At 68.6% G+C, this 13,578-nt stretch carries 14 protein-coding genes and 2 tRNA genes; 6 read left to right on the top strand and 10 right to left on the bottom strand.

Annotation, left to right across the window (positions count from 1 at the left end):
• Positions 1-34: 34 nt before the first annotated feature.
• The 5 genes from E2F48_RS10235 to E2F48_RS10215 form a co-directional block, all read right to left on the bottom strand.
• The gene (locus E2F48_RS10235; RefSeq protein WP_133403873.1) at positions 35-973 is read right to left on the bottom strand and encodes a hypothetical protein; all 939 of its coding nucleotides are present in this window, start codon (positions 971-973) and stop codon (positions 35-37) included.
• 541 nt (positions 974-1,514) lie between these two features.
• A tRNA-Met gene (locus tag E2F48_RS10230) sits at positions 1,515-1,588 on the bottom strand.
• 54 nt (positions 1,589-1,642) lie between these two features.
• Positions 1,643-1,714: transfer RNA gene (locus E2F48_RS10225), tRNA-Thr, on the bottom strand.
• 128 nt (positions 1,715-1,842) lie between these two features.
• Positions 1,843-3,750, bottom strand: coding sequence for a DEAD/DEAH box helicase (locus E2F48_RS10220; protein ID WP_133403872.1), 1,908 nt, complete (start codon positions 3,748-3,750; stop codon positions 1,843-1,845).
• Positions 3,751-4,089: 339 nt separating this feature from the next.
• Positions 4,090-4,731, bottom strand: a complete 642-nt coding sequence (locus E2F48_RS10215) for an MOSC domain-containing protein (RefSeq protein ID WP_133403871.1) — start codon at positions 4,729-4,731, stop codon at positions 4,090-4,092.
• Positions 4,732-4,829: 98 nt separating this feature from the next.
• Between E2F48_RS10215 and E2F48_RS10210 the strand changes: the two genes are divergently transcribed.
• Together E2F48_RS10210 and E2F48_RS10205 are read left to right on the top strand one after the other, a co-directional pair.
• Positions 4,830-6,041, top strand: a complete 1,212-nt coding sequence (locus E2F48_RS10210; RefSeq protein WP_133403870.1) for an amidohydrolase — start codon at positions 4,830-4,832, stop codon at positions 6,039-6,041.
• Positions 6,038-6,475, top strand: coding sequence for a hypothetical protein (locus E2F48_RS10205; protein ID WP_133403869.1), 438 nt, complete (start codon positions 6,038-6,040; stop codon positions 6,473-6,475). The genes E2F48_RS10210 and E2F48_RS10205 overlap by 4 nt, the downstream gene beginning before the upstream one ends.
• 33 nt (positions 6,476-6,508) lie before the next feature.
• Here E2F48_RS10205 and E2F48_RS10200 read toward each other — a convergent pair whose 3' ends face one another.
• Both E2F48_RS10200 and E2F48_RS10195 read right to left on the bottom strand, forming a co-directional pair.
• Positions 6,509-7,675 (bottom strand): cystathionine gamma-synthase, encoded by a 1,167-nt coding sequence (locus tag E2F48_RS10200; protein WP_133403868.1) that lies wholly within the window; start codon positions 7,673-7,675, stop codon positions 6,509-6,511.
• Between the two features lie 22 nt (positions 7,676-7,697).
• Positions 7,698-9,074 carry a cystathionine beta-synthase gene (locus E2F48_RS10195; RefSeq protein WP_133403867.1) on the bottom strand — a complete coding sequence of 459 codons (1,377 nt, stop codon included), beginning with the start codon at positions 9,072-9,074 and terminating at the stop codon, positions 7,698-7,700.
• Between the two features lie 262 nt (positions 9,075-9,336).
• Between E2F48_RS10195 and E2F48_RS10190 the strand changes: the two genes are divergently transcribed.
• A complete protein-coding gene (locus E2F48_RS10190; RefSeq protein ID WP_133403866.1) occupies positions 9,337-10,311 on the top strand; it encodes a DNA-3-methyladenine glycosylase family protein in 975 nt (324 codons plus the stop codon).
• Between the two features lie 145 nt (positions 10,312-10,456).
• On the opposite strand, the gene E2F48_RS10185 is transcribed toward E2F48_RS10190, so the two are convergent.
• Positions 10,457-10,849: a thioredoxin family protein gene (locus E2F48_RS10185; RefSeq protein WP_133403865.1), complete on the bottom strand. Its 393-nt coding sequence runs from the start codon at positions 10,847-10,849 to the stop codon at positions 10,457-10,459.
• A gap of 196 nt (positions 10,850-11,045) precedes the next feature.
• Between E2F48_RS10185 and E2F48_RS10180 the strand changes: the two genes are divergently transcribed.
• Together E2F48_RS10180 and E2F48_RS10175 are read left to right on the top strand one after the other, a co-directional pair.
• Positions 11,046-11,828 carry a hypothetical protein gene (locus tag E2F48_RS10180; protein ID WP_133403864.1) on the top strand — a complete coding sequence of 261 codons (783 nt, stop codon included), beginning with the start codon at positions 11,046-11,048 and terminating at the stop codon, positions 11,826-11,828.
• An 11-nt stretch (positions 11,829-11,839) separates the two neighbouring features.
• Positions 11,840-12,325, top strand: a complete 486-nt coding sequence (locus E2F48_RS10175; RefSeq protein WP_133403863.1) for a DUF6314 family protein — start codon at positions 11,840-11,842, stop codon at positions 12,323-12,325.
• Positions 12,326-12,342: 17 nt separating this feature from the next.
• Here the strand turns inward: E2F48_RS10175 and E2F48_RS10170 are convergent, their stop codons facing one another.
• On the bottom strand, positions 12,343-12,639 hold the full coding sequence (locus E2F48_RS10170) for a hypothetical protein (protein WP_133403862.1): 297 nt from the start codon (positions 12,637-12,639) through the stop codon (positions 12,343-12,345).
• Positions 12,640-12,761: 122 nt separating this feature from the next.
• Here E2F48_RS10170 and E2F48_RS10165 point away from each other — a divergent pair, with 122 nt between their 5' ends.
• A complete protein-coding gene (locus E2F48_RS10165) occupies positions 12,762-12,983 on the top strand; it encodes a hypothetical protein (protein WP_133403861.1) in 222 nt (73 codons plus the stop codon).
• Positions 12,984-13,053: 70 nt separating this feature from the next.
• On the opposite strand, the gene E2F48_RS10160 is transcribed toward E2F48_RS10165, so the two are convergent.
• Complete coding sequence (locus E2F48_RS10160; protein WP_133403860.1) at positions 13,054-13,437, bottom strand: YtxH domain-containing protein; 384 nt, start codon at positions 13,435-13,437, stop codon at positions 13,054-13,056.
• Between the last annotated feature and the right edge of the window lie 141 nt (positions 13,438-13,578).

The following is a 13,578-nucleotide window of genomic DNA, read 5'->3' as shown; positions in this document are numbered from 1 at the left end:
ATGCCCGGGGAGCACTCCCTCAGGGCGGATTGTCCTACTTGCCGTTGGCGACTTCGAAGGGCACGATCAGGATGCCCGACGTGGTCGAGTTGCGGCGGTACTGGTCATTGCAATCGGCGCGCAGGAACAGCTTGTGCTTGCCATTGGTGAGCCTGGTGGTGTCGATTCTGATTCGCCCGTCATACCCCCCGCTGGCTCGTCGGAGGATCAGACCGGGAACGTTGGCATGGAGATCCGGGTCGATGCGGACTTCATGGGCCGTGACGGGCGGGTCGCCCGCCTCGCCGTGCCAAACCATCTTGACGGCGGGTGACCAGATGCCGCTGACGGGAATGTTCGGAGCCGGAACCGTCAGGAGATCCGCTTCGCAATATCCGCCCTTGGCCAGGTTCCTCCCGGGGGATGAGTACCACCCCTTGCCGCGCAAATAGGATTCGTCGGAGATATCGTTCACGATGCGGGTAGGCGACAGATCGACATAGTACTGAAAGTTGAGGGAGGCAGTCATGCGGGCCGTGGTTGTCCTGCCGCGCCTAGCAGGGTCTGCGACGTCGGAAAAGAAGCGCAAACGCGTTTCTTTGAGGCCATCGGTCGAGAAAATGGACGGATCAACCCTCACCTTGCCCCACCGGGTGCACGTACCTGGAGTGGGGCACTTCCAACCGGTTTGGTAGAGCTTGGACTGCGGCTTCTCGATAGACGCACTCTTCATGACAACCGACACGTAGGGCGTCTTTGTTTTGCCGGTATTGGCCTCCTGGAGACCGGGATCATGGAGCATCATCCGGATGTCGAGTGTGAATGGTCCGGTCACGGTTTCGCGTTCGGGAATACAAGCCCCGATATGGATATGACCATGGTCCGTGCCTGCGGGAGTCGCCCCTGCGGTGGGTGTCCACCAGGACTGCGTTTCAACGAAGGTACGTTTCTCCGGATAACCCGCACAGGTGAGGGGGTTAGGGGTACCGGCCACGGTCGGGACGGGAGCGGCGCTGAGTAAGGCGCTGACCACAAGGAGCAAAGCCAGGACCATCTGCGCGGGTCGTTCGAGATACCTCGGAGTTATCTGCATAGCTGGCTCCGTTCACTGCTGGCCGCTGGCCCCCGAACGGCTGGAAAGGCCCTCGGACGATTGAAGCGTCGGTGAAGAGCCGCCCGCCAGATGTGGTGGCACCTGGCGGGGTGAGGTTGGTTGTGGGCACTATCTACGGATGGGTCCCAGGAGGGCCTGGTCCGACTGGGGGTGGGTCAGCGCCCAGGCCGTGGGATGTGATTTGAGGGATCCGCATAGCGGGTTGTTCCCGGCGGTCCATGGAAGTAAATTACGTCTTCGCTGGCTCGAGGGGAAGAGGCGCCTCTCCCTGTTACGAGGGGTTCATGGGAGGGCCGCTCCGCCGCACGCCGCGTCCGTCGTCCTGATCGCCTCACCAGGCACCGCCGGTGCTGCGGTGCCCTGCAGCAGTGCCCTGAGACAAAAACCCCCGGAATCGAGGATTCCGGGGGTCTGTATTTTGTAGCGGTGGTGGGACTCGATCCCACGACCTCACGATTATGAGTCGTGCGCTCTAACCAGCTGAGCTACACCGCCCTAAATGAGGCTGCCCGCACCGATCGGATGATCGTCACGGGCCCCTCATTCACGAGCCCCCCACCGGAATCGATCCGGTGACCTCGTTCTTACCAAGAACGCGCTCTACCACTGAGCTAGGGGGGCAACAGCAAGAAACTTTACCAGTTCCGAGCCGCTGTGTGAAATCAACAACCGCCCTGGCGGGCAGACCCCTGATTCCGCTTCGGATCCCCGCCGTGGCGGGGATCCGAAGGGGTTAGTCTAGGTGATTTTCACCACTGGTCGGACTGCGCGTTGGCGCGTCCGAGGCCCGCTCCGGCGGCCTTGCCCGAACGCGGCTTGCGTGAGCTGTCGCTGGAGAACCGGGTGTCGCCGTCGCGCTTCTTGAAGTCCTTCGAGTCCTTGTTGAATTCCTTCTTGAAGGGCTTCTTGAACTCGCCGGCCGGGCGCTCGCGGTTGGGCTTGCGGCCCTTGTCGAGCTCGAGGTGGATCAGCTCTCCGCCGATGCGGGTCTTCGACAGGGCGCGCCACTGGTCCTTGGAGAGATCCGCGGGGAGCTCGACGAGGGTGTGGTCGGCGCGGATGTCGATGCCGCCGATCTGCGAGGAGGAGAGCCCGCCCTCGTTGGCGATGGCACCGACGATGGAGCCGGGCATGACGCGCTGGCGGCGTCCGACGGCGATCCGGTAGGTGGCATTGCCCTCGGTGAGGGTGCGCGTCGGCCCGCGGGAGCCGAAGGCGTCCTTGCGGCCCTCCGAGCGCTCCCGCTGCCCGGCGGGAGCCACCGGGATGTCCTTGACCAGCAGCGGGTTGCCGCCCTGGGCCATGACGGCCAGCGCAGCGGCGATCTCGGCGGCCGGAACGTTGTGCTCCTGCTCGTAGCTCGCGATGAGGTCACGGAACGCCGAGACGTCCTCGCTGGCGAGGGTCTTGGTGATCTTCTCGGCGAACTTGTTCAGGCGCAGTTCGTTGATGGTCTCCGAGGAGGGGAGCTGCATCTGCTCGACCGGCTGGCGGGTCGCCTTCTCGATGGAGCGCAGCAGGTACTTCTCACGCGGGGTCATGAACAGGATCGCGTCACCCGAACGCCCGGCCCGGCCGGTGCGGCCGATGCGGTGGACGTAGGACTCGGTGTCGTGCGGAATGTCGTAGTTGACGACGAGCGAGATGCGCTCGACGTCGAGGCCGCGGGCGGCGACGTCGGTGGCCACGAGGATGTCGATCTTGCCCTCACGCAGGGCCTCGACGGTGCGCTCGCGCTGCTGCTGGGGAATGTCACCGTTGATGGCTGCGGCCGAGAAGCCCCGTGAACGCAACTTGTCCGCCAGGTCTTCGGTCGCCATCTTGGTACGGACGAAGGCAATGATGCCGTCGTAGTCCTCAACCTCGAGGATGCGGGTCATGGCGTCGAGCTTGTGCGGGCCCATGACCTGCAGGTAGCGCTGACGCGTGTTGGTGCCGGTGGTCGTCTTGCCCTTGACCGCGATCTCGGCCGGGTCGTTCAGGTATTTCTTGGCGATGCGGCGGATGGCCGGGGGCATGGTGGCGGAGAACAGCGCCACCTGCTTCTCGGCAGGGGTCGAGGAGAGGATCTGCTCGACGTCCTCGGCGAAGCCCATGCGGAGCATCTCGTCGGCCTCGTCGAGCACGACGTACTCAAGGGCCGACAGGTCGAGGGAACCCTTGGAGATGTGGTCGATGACGCGGCCCGGGGTGCCGACGACAACCTGGGCGCCGCGGCGCAGGCCCGCAAGCTGGGGTCCGTAGGGGGATCCGCCGTAGACGGGCAGCACGGTGAAGCCGTCCATGTGGCGGGCGTAGGAGGTGAACGCCTCGGCGACCTGGAGCGCGAGCTCGCGGGTCGGGGCGAGGACCAGGACCTGGGTGTTCTTGCTGACACCGTTGATGTCGGCCAGCTCGGCCATCTTCGACAACGCGGGAACCGCGAATGCTGCGGTCTTTCCGGTGCCGGTCTGGGCCAGGCCGACGACGTCGCGGCCCTCGAGCAGGACCGGAATGGTGGCGGCCTGGATGGGTGAGGGCTTCTCGTAGCCGACGTCGGTCAGCGCAGCGAGGACGCGGGCGTCGAGGTTGAGGTCGGTGAACAGCAGCTCTCCGGCGTCATCGGCAGCCGGGGCGTCAACGTTTTCGGAGATTTCGGGGGACAGATTTTCAGGCATGGAGGGAAGACCTTCAGGTAGATGCCGGACGGCCCGGAAGGCGGGAGCCAACTGGTGCCGTGCTTACAACGAAATCCGGCACTGTTTCAATCCCGCGGCAGGACTTCCCGTCACAACTGGGCTTCCTGCTCCAAGAGCTGAAATGTGTGACGTTTTCTTCTAGCCGGCGCTCCCTGATGAATCTGCTCGCGGAAAATCTCGACGAGCCCCAACACAACCTATCCGCCTGAAAAGGACGGAAATTAAGGGAATACCGGTGTGGGGGATGTTTCAATCCTACCGCATGCTGGCTCCGGCCCCTGCCGTTCGGGGCAGGATCGACGGGTGACGTTGGGCACGTTAGGCGCCGGCGAGGGCCTGCACGGCCGCCCTGTGGACCTGCGGGGCAAGCGTAAGCTCCTGCGCCCCGGCCTCCATCAGGCGCGCACCGGCGGCGGCGTCGAGCCCGCCGAACACCTGGGCGATGGTCACCCCGTGGGCCGGGCGCGAGGTGATGGCGACCGCATCTCCGGCCTGCACCGACCCGCCCTTTACCACCCGAAGGTAGGCGCCCGGGCGGTTGGCGGCGGTGAAGCGCCGGATCCAGCCGGGCTCGCTTAGGTGCCGGGCGAAGTTGCCGCAGGGGATCCGCGGCATCGTCACCTCGAACTCCACGCCGTTGATGCTCCACCGTTCACCGATCACCGCATTGCTGGCGTCGATCCCGGCGAGCCGCAGGTTCTCCCCGAACAGTCCCGGCTCGATCGCGCGGCCGAGCTCGGCGCTCCAGTAGTCGGCGTCCTCCTGGGCATAGGCGTACACGGCCTTGGTGGGGCCACCGTGGTTTTTCCGATCGGCCTGGAGGTCGCCGGTGAGCCCCAGCGGGTGCACCTTCACGGGCCCCGCGACGGCGCGCTTGTCGATGGCGCTCACCCCGACGGTGTCGCGGGTCGGCACCAGCCCGTGGACGAGGCAGACGGCGAGGACTTTCCCTTGGCTCATGCGGTCATCCTATGCGTCCGGGCGCCGCAGGTCCGCTCTGGATCGGGCGCCCTCCGGGTAGATTGGGTGGACCACCGACGAGCGCGAAAGGTCCCCTCATGACCACCCCTCGAACCTCCGGCGCGGCGCCCGCGCCGGCCCTGGCCATCCTCAACGCCCATGTCGTGCCGATCGACGGCGAGCCCTTCGACGGGACGGTCGTGCTCGAGGACGGAAAGATCTCGGCCCTCGGAGCCGGCGTCGAGGCACCGCCCGGAATGGAGACCCTGGACGCGGCCGGCAGGTGGCTGCTGCCGGGCTTCGTCGACGCCCACGTCCACCTTGGCACCCATGAGGAGGGCGAGGGCTCGGCCGGCGACGACACCAACGAGATGACCGACCCGGTGATGGCCGGGGTGCGGGTGCTCGACGCCATCAACCCGTACGACCCCGGCTTCGACGACGCCCTGGCCGGCGGCATCACCACAGTGAATGTCAACCCCGGCTCAGGCAATCCGATCGGCGGGCTCGCCGTCGCCATCCACACCCACGGCCGGTACATCGAGGAGATGCTGCTCCGCTCCCCCAGCGGCCTGAAGTCCGCCCTGGGCGAGAACCCCAAGCGGGTGTACGGCGGGAAGGACAAGACGCCCTCGACCCGCCTCGGCACCGCCCTGATCATCCGCAAGGCGTTCAAGGACGCCCAGAACTACCTGGGCAAGGACGATGAGAACGCCCGCGACCCGCACCTCGAGGCCCTGGCCATGGTCCTGCGCCGCGAAATTCCCTGGCGGCAGCACGCCCACCGGGCCGACGACATCGCCACTGCCCTCCGGCTCGCCGACGAGTTCGGCTACGACCTGGTGCTCGACCACGGCACCGAGGCCCACCTGCTGGCCGACGTGCTGGCCGAGCGCGGCACCCCGGTGCTGATCGGTCCGCTGTTCACCACCAAGTCCAAGGTGGAGCTGCGCGGGCGGTCGCTGGCGAATCCGGGCAAACTCGCGGCGGCCGGCGTCGACATCTCCATCATCACCGACCACCCCGTCATCCCCATCAACTTCCTGGTGCACCAGGCAACCCTGGCCGTGAAAGAAGGCCTCGACCGGACCACGGCCCTGCGCTCGATCACCCTCAATCCGGCGAAGGTGCTCGGACTCGCGGACCGGCTCGGCTCCCTCGCGGTGGGCAAGGACGCCGATGTCGTGCTGTGGAGCGGTGACCCGCTCGACGTGATGCAGCGGGCCCTGGGCGTGTGGATCGGCGGGCGGAAGGTGTACACCTACGACACCGAGGCGCGCGCCGGCGTCGTCGCTCCGCGCGGGGCATGAGGCGCGCCGCCGCCGGAACGCAGGACCCGGCGCGTCCGCGCCACCCGCGGACGCTGCGGGCTGCCGCGGTGCTGTGGCTGGTGGCCGCGGTGCTGCTGCTCGTGGCGGCCGGCTCGTTCGCCGGCTCGGCCGCCCTCCCCGGCTCGGACAGCACCGCGCTCACGGGGCTCGCTGCAGTGCTGGGGGCGTTGGCCGTCCTGCAGCTCGTGCTCCTGCTGCGCCTGCGCCGGGGCCGGCGCAGCGCCCGCGAACTGCTGAGTACCGTGGGAATCATCGCCGGGCTGCCGGTGCTGGTGCGCGGCACGCCCGGGCTGTCTGTCATCGCCGTCGTGATGCTGCTGGCGGTCGTGCTGATGTGGCTGCCGGCCAGCAGCGCCTACTTTCGGGTGACCGACCCCAAGCCCCGGAAGAGGCGGGGGCTGCCCGGTACCTGACCGGACAGCCCCCGCCTTCAGCCGACTCGGCCGTTACCCCCGGAGCGAGCCCAGCGCCTGCTCAAGGTCGCTGATCAGATCCTCGAGGTCCTCGATGCCGACGGAAAGCCGGATGAGGTTTTCCGGCACCGCCAGGTCGGTGCCCCGCACCGAGGCATGCGTCATGGCCGAGGGGTAGTTCATGAGCGACTCGATGCCGCCCAGTGACTCCGCGAGAGTGAAGACCTTCGTCGATTCGGCCACCGCACGCGCCGCGGCCTCCCCACCGGTGAAGGTCACCGAGATCATGCCGCCGAAGCTCTTCATCTGCGCCGCGGCGAGGTCGTGGCCCGGATGCTCCGGCAGCCCCGGGTAGTACACCCGCTCCACGCCCTCCTGCTCGGTGAGCCACCGGGCGATCGACGCGGCGTTCGAGCTGTGCCGGTCCATGCGCACGCCCAGAGTCTTCAGCCCCCGCGTGGTCAGCCAGGCCTCCATCGGCGCGGACACCGCCCCCACGGCGAACTGGATGAAGCCCACCTTTTCGGCAAGGTCCTCGTCCTTCACGATCACGGCTCCGCCGCTGGCATCGGAGTGCCCGCCGATGTACTTGGTGGTCGAGTGCACGACGACGTCCGCACCGAAGCTCAGCGGCTGCTGCAGGTACGGGGAGGCGAAGGTATTGTCGACGACCAGCAGGGCGCCGGCCGCGTGGGCGATCTCCGCAATGGCGGCGATGTCGGTGATCTTCATCATCGGGTTCGACGGCGTCTCGACCCACACCATGCGGGTCTGCCCGCCGGCGACCGCGGCGCGCACGGCGTCGATGTCGGCCATGTCGACGGCGCTGTTGGTGATGCCCCACTGGGACAGCACCCGGTCGATCAGACGGTAGGTGCCGCCGTAGGCGTCGTTCCCGAGCACGATGTGGTCCCCGGGCCGCAGCGCCGCCCGGATGAGCGAATCCTCAGCGGCCAGGCCCGAGGAGAAGCTGAACGCGTGCGTTCCGCCCTCCAGTGCCGCCAGCTGGGACTGCAGGGCGTCGCGCGTGGGGTTGGTGCCGCGGCCGTACTCGTAGCCGTTGCGCAGCTTGCCGATGCCGTCCTGGGCGAACGTCGTCGTCTGGTAGATGGGCGGGATCACGGCCCCGGTGGTCGGGTCGGGAACCTGGCCCGCGTGGATCGCGCGGGTGTTGAAGCCGAAATTGCTTGACTGGGTCACGCTGCTCCTGGTGGTCGAAGGGTTAGCTGCTCATATAGGTCAGCAGGTCATGGCGGGTCAAAATTCCCACCGGCGCGCCGGCGAGGGTGACCAGGACCGTGTCACTGTGCTGGAGGCGCTCCCGCGCCGTGCCGACCGACTCCATCGAGCCGATCAGCGGCAGTTTCGGACCCATGTGGGCCGAGACGCTGTCGGTGAGTTTGGCCTGGCCGGTGAAGATCTTCTCCGTCAGCGAGCGTTCGTCGACCGATCCGAGCACCTCGCCCAGCACCACGGGCGGCTCGTGCGAGAGCACCGGAACACTGGAGAGCCCGTACCGGGTCATCAGGGTGATGACGTCGCGGAGGGTGTCGCCCGGGCGGGTATGGACGAGGTCGGGCAGGGTGCCTGCCTTCGCGTGGAGCACCCCGGCCACGGGCGCGTCGTCCCCGGCATCGAGGAAGCCGTGCGACTCCATCCAGTCGTCGCTGAAAATCTTGCCCAGGTAGCCGCGGCCGCCGTCGGGCAGCAGGACGACCAGGACGTCGTCGGCGGTCAGGTCCTTGGCCGCACGCAGCGCCGCGACCACCGCCATGCCGCAGGATCCGCCGACCAGCAGGCCCTCCTCGCGGGCCAGGCGCCGGGTCATGGCGAAACTCTCGGCGTCGGAGACTGCGATGATCTCATCGGGCACGGAGGGGTCGTAGGAGGCGGGCCAGATGTCCTCGCCGACGCCCTCGACGAAGTAGGGGCGCCCGGTGCCGCCGGAGTAGACCGAGCCCTCGGGGTCGGCGCCGATGACCCGGACCGGGCCCCCGGCGCGGTCCGCGGAGACCTCCTTGAGGTAGCGTCCGGTGCCGGTGATGGTGCCGCCGGTGCCGACGCCCGTGACGAAGTGGGTGATCCGCCCGTCGGTGTCGTTCCAGATCTCCGGCCCCGTCGTCTCGTAGTGGCTCAGGGGTCCGTTCGGGTTGGAGAACTGGTCGGGCTTGTACGCGCCGGGGATCTCGCGGGTGAGCCGGTCGGAGACCCCGTAGTAGGACTCGGGGCTGTCCGGCTCCACGGCCGTCGGCGTGACGACGACCTCCGCGCCGTAGGCCGCCAGGACGTTGCGCTTATCCTCGCCGACCTTGTCCGGCACCACGAATACGCACTTGTAGCCGCGCTGCTGGGCCACCAGGGCCAGCCCCACACCGGTGTTGCCCGAGGTCGGCTCGATGATGGTCCCGCCGGGCCGCAGCTTGCCCTCGGCCTCCGCGGCGTCGAGCATCTTCGCCGCGATGCGGTCCTTCACCGACCCGCCCGGATTCAGGTACTCGACCTTCGCGAGCACCGTTGCCGCGATGCCGTCGGTGACCCTATTGAGCTTGACCAGGGGGGTGTTGCCGATCAGGTCGACTACTGAGTTCGCATACTTCATAGTCCTAAAGCTACCGGGTGGCGCTCGGAGAGGGGTGCGGCCTGAAACACATCGACCCAAAGCGGTGCCCGCGGGTCCCCCCGGCGGCGGACGGACCACTTTGCGGCAAACGCACCGGATTAATCGCGCGCGCTTGTCGCTTTTGGGTGCGCCGGACGTCTTTGGGCTGCCCGGACGTCATGGAGCGCACCGGTCCTGCCACGGGCGGAGTGTCGCGACCCGGGCACGCCGGGGGCGCCGGGGTCCGTGGCACCATGGTGGGATGAGCAGTTCCCCCGTTGTCGTCGGTTCCGCCGGCGTCACGACGGTCTGGGAGCCCGGCGGCCCCTACCACCTCGCCGGCACGATCGGCACGCTTCAGTGCGGCGCGTACGACCCGGCATTCCGCACCGTTGGCAGCGCGCACTGGCTCGCCTTCCGCACGGCCGACGGCGCCACCACCCTGCGCCTCCAGCAGCGCGGTACCCTTCGGTCGTCCCGGGTTGAAGCCACCGTCTGGGGCCCCGGCGCCGAAGCGGCACTCCACGGGCTTCCGCGCCTGCTCGGAAGCGAGGACGACTGGAGCGGGTTCGACAGCCCCGACTTCCGGGCCACGCTTCCCGAGCTCGCCAAAAAGGGCCGCTACCTGAGCCCCGGGCTCCGCCTGCCTTCCACCGGGCGCGTGCTCGACGCCACGGCCCGGGCCGTGCTGGAACAGCGGGTCACCACCTTCGAGGCACGGCGGTCGTGGCGGTACCTGCTCGAACGGTACGGGGATCCCGCCCCGGGCGCCGGCGGATCCGCTCCCCCGGAGCTCCGACTGCCGCCGACCGCCGAACAGTGGCGGAAAATCCCCTCCTGGGAGTGGCACCGCGCCGGCGTCGACCCCCGCCGCTCGGCCACGCTGCTCCGGGCGTCGCTCGTCGCCTCGGGCCTCGAGCGCCTCGCCGCAGTGCCCGCCGGTCCACTGGTGAGCCGGGGCCTCTCCTCGGTGTCCGGGATCAGCGTCTGGACCTCGGCCGAGGTCATGCAGCGTACCCACGGGGACCCCGACGCCATCTCGGTCGGGGATTACCACCTTGCCTCCTTCGTGGGGGCCGCCCTCACCGGACGGCGGACCGACGACGCCGGGATGCTCAAGCTGCTCGCCCCCTGGGCGGGGAACCGGCAGCGGGTGGTGCGCATGCTCTATGCCAGCGGCTTCCGCAAGCAGGCCTTCGGACCGCGCCTTCGGCCCGAGGACCACCGCTACCACTGACCTCATCGGCGTTGGCAGGCACGGTCCGTTCCACCGCGCCGATCCTCCACTTCCCGGAACCCGCCGTACGCCCCGGAGACGGCGAAACCCCCACCTCCGATGGGAGGTGGGGGCCCGACCAGGGTCTTGGAGAGAGCCTGCTGCCTTACTGGCCGTCGGCTGGATCGGCCTGGGCGGCGGCCTGCTGCTGGGCGACCTGCTCGTGGACGGCCTTCATGTCCAGGCCCTTGACGGCGTCGACGAGTTCGGAGAACTGCGAAGAGTTCAGGGCCCCGGGCTGGGAGAACACGAGGACCTGCTCGCGGAACGCCATCAGCGTCGGGATCGAGGTGATCCCGGCGGCGGCGGCGAGGGACTGCTCGGCCTCGGTGTCGACCTTGGCGAAGACGACGTCCTCGTGCTGCTTGGACGCGGCGTCGTAGACGGGCGCGAACTGCCGGCAGGGCCCACACCACTCGGCCCAGAAGTCAACGAACACAATGTCGTTGCCCTCGATGGTCTCGGGGAAGCTTGCCTCGGTGATATCGATGGTTGCCATGGTTCAACGGTAACGAGTCCACCGGACGGTGTCGCCCGTGTTCGCTGTCGATGAAGCCCCTCCAGCGCTCCACCGCCGGAGCCGCCGCGGGCGGAACGCCTTCCCTGGTGCCCGAGACCATGGTGGACACCCGTGTTTGCGCCGCGCCCGCCACAGGCATAGCGTGGCGGGTATACAACTCCAGCCCTAGGCGATCATGAGCGACTCCCCGGCAAATGCTGCCGCTCCAAATGCGGTGCAGGCGCGCAGGACGCTCGATGAGGGCGAATCGGCGGCCGCCCGTCTCCACGGCACGTCGACCGCGCCCGAGGGCTGGCTCCTCCTCGTCGTGGCGGCGGGACTCGCCTGCTACTTCGCGGCGTCCTTCCTCGGCGTCCGGGCCTCACAGCTCACCGGAACCGCGCTCGCCGTGCTCCTCGTGGCAATCGCCGTCCTCGGAGTGGCCTTCCCGTTCCTGCTGCGCCGGCACCGCACCATCCGCCCGCGGCATTTCCCCGCCGTCGAAACCGCGGCGATCGTGGCGTCGGTGCTCCTGGGCGCGGCGTATCTGCAGCACTTCCGCGGGGCGCCCCCCGGGATGTCCAATGCGTTTTCCTCCGGTTTCACCGCGGTCCTGCCGCTGGCCGCCTGTGCCCTTTTCCTCATCGTTCGGTCAATGGCGCTGGGCGCAGGAGCACGCACCGTCGACCCGCCTGCGCCTCCGCGCGACCGGCGCTTCACCCTTCTTGCTGCCCTGACGCGCGTTCACTGTGCGTCCCCGTCGAGCCTGGGCGCCGCCGTCGGTCTTTCCCCCGATGAACTGGCCGCCGAGGCCGCGGGGCTTGAGAAGCAGGGCCTGATCATGGCGCAGGAGCGCCTCATCTCCCCCCGCGACACGGCCGAGGTCCGACTCACCGGCAGGGGACACCTGGAGGTCCAGGAGCGGACGGAGGCCCTCCGGACGGCTGCCGGTCCTTCTCGCGGGCCTCAGCCGGACTAGGCTTGAGTGCCATGAATGTCCCGGTTCCCGATCTTCGCTCCTACCTCCTCGGCGCCTGGCGTGTCCGGCGCAGCCTCCTCAACCGCGCCGATGCGACGGTGGGCACGTTCACGGGAACCCTCACCTTCCGGCCGGTGCCCGACGGCGGCCCGGGGCTGTTCTGGCACGAGGAGGGGACGGTGCACTGGCCCGGCGTTCGTCCCTCCACCGGACGAGCGGTTGCGCCCTTCACCGGCCCCGCAAGCCGGCGGTACCTTCTGGTTCCCGGCGGGCCGGCCGCGCCGTGGGAGGTCCTGTTCGAGGACGGCCGGCCCTTCCACCGCCTCGGCCTCACCACGGGCTCCTGGCGGGACGAGCACTGGTGCTCCCCCGACACCTACCGGGTGGAGTACACCGCGTTGGCGCAGGACCGGCTGAACTACGAGTGGGACGTGACCGGGCCCGCCAAGGACCAGCTGCTGACCACGGAGCTGACGCGGGAGGACCCGACCGGCTGAGACGCCGGCCCTGAAGCTCAGGCGGCGAACCTCCCCGGGGCCGGCAGTTCCCTGCGGGTGCACTGATCGGCCGGAAGCCACGCTTCGCGGGCCCGTGAATGCTCGATCCACTGGACCCGCACGGCATCGGTGGTCCACGCCATGGCGAAGCCCTTGACAGTGCGGACGGTGCCGTCGGCATAGCAGAGCCGGGCCCACAAGGCAGGGGCCTTCACCGACTCGGTCACCGGCCCGGCAGGCCGCTCCAACTGCAGCGGCGGTCCGTACCGGTCGGCGGCCGGCGGAATCCCGTGCCACCCCGAAGCCTGCGCCATGCCAACAGGGTAGACCTGTGCGGTGACACCGGCGAGGGGTTGCCCCGCCGAGGGTGTCCGCTGGAAAAGCGCGACGGCCGGGGAGCCGATTACTAGAATGGACAGGGAGGAGGGAACCGCCGATGAAGGCCTACGACTCGCTGCCGCCGATGGCGAAGCGCCTGACGAAATGGGCTGCCATCGGGTTCGCCGCGGCCGTCGTGCTTGCCGCCGTCCTGATGGTCTTCGTTGACTTCTGGGTGGCGTTCTTCATCGCCCTGGGCCTGTACCTCGCGCTGATCGGCCCCCTGAACGCCGCCGCCCGGCGGGAGCACCTGGAGATCCTGCGCTCCAAAGAACACTGAAACGGCACACTGAAACGGGCCCGACAGGCACACGATGTGCCGGCCGGACCCGCATGTCCCGGACGCCGGGTCAGCTCAGCGGCGGACGCGAGTTGGGGTCGTCGGCAAGGGTAGGGATCGGGTCGACCATGGTGGGGTCGTCGAGGCCGGTCCCTGCGAGGCCTCCATCGGTCACGGGCGGCGGCACGACGGCGACGGGGGTGCCCGAGTACGGGGTGTCCTTGGAGTCCGAGCCGTTGCCCCGCTTCTTCAGGACGCTGGTGAGCTTCCCCTGGACGGCAGGGGCCTTGTCCTTAACGGTGTCGGTGGCGCTCGAGACGGTGCTCTGGATCTTGGGGTTGTTCCACAGCTGGTTGGCCTTGGTCCTGATCTTTTCGTAGCTCTCCCGGCCGGCCCGCGTGCCCAATACATACCCGGCGGCCATGCCCGAGGCGAAGACAAGCTTGTTTTTCATCGTGGTGCTCCGTTCGCAGATGGACGCTGTCCCCTTGAATCTAGACCAGCGGCATCGGCCGTGCACTCGGCTCATTCTTCTGGATTTGCGGGATACCCTCCCGTAGAATCCCGCGCCCGCAGGCCCGGTTGTCCGCCCGAT

Origin of the sequence: Arthrobacter crusticola (assembly GCF_004357995.1) — a bacterium.
In the GTDB taxonomy this organism is placed as follows: Bacteria; Actinomycetota; Actinomycetes; order Actinomycetales; family Micrococcaceae; genus Arthrobacter_D; species Arthrobacter_D crusticola.
Note: the sequence above shows the minus strand (reverse complement) of the source record. Positions and strands in the feature narration are given on the sequence as shown.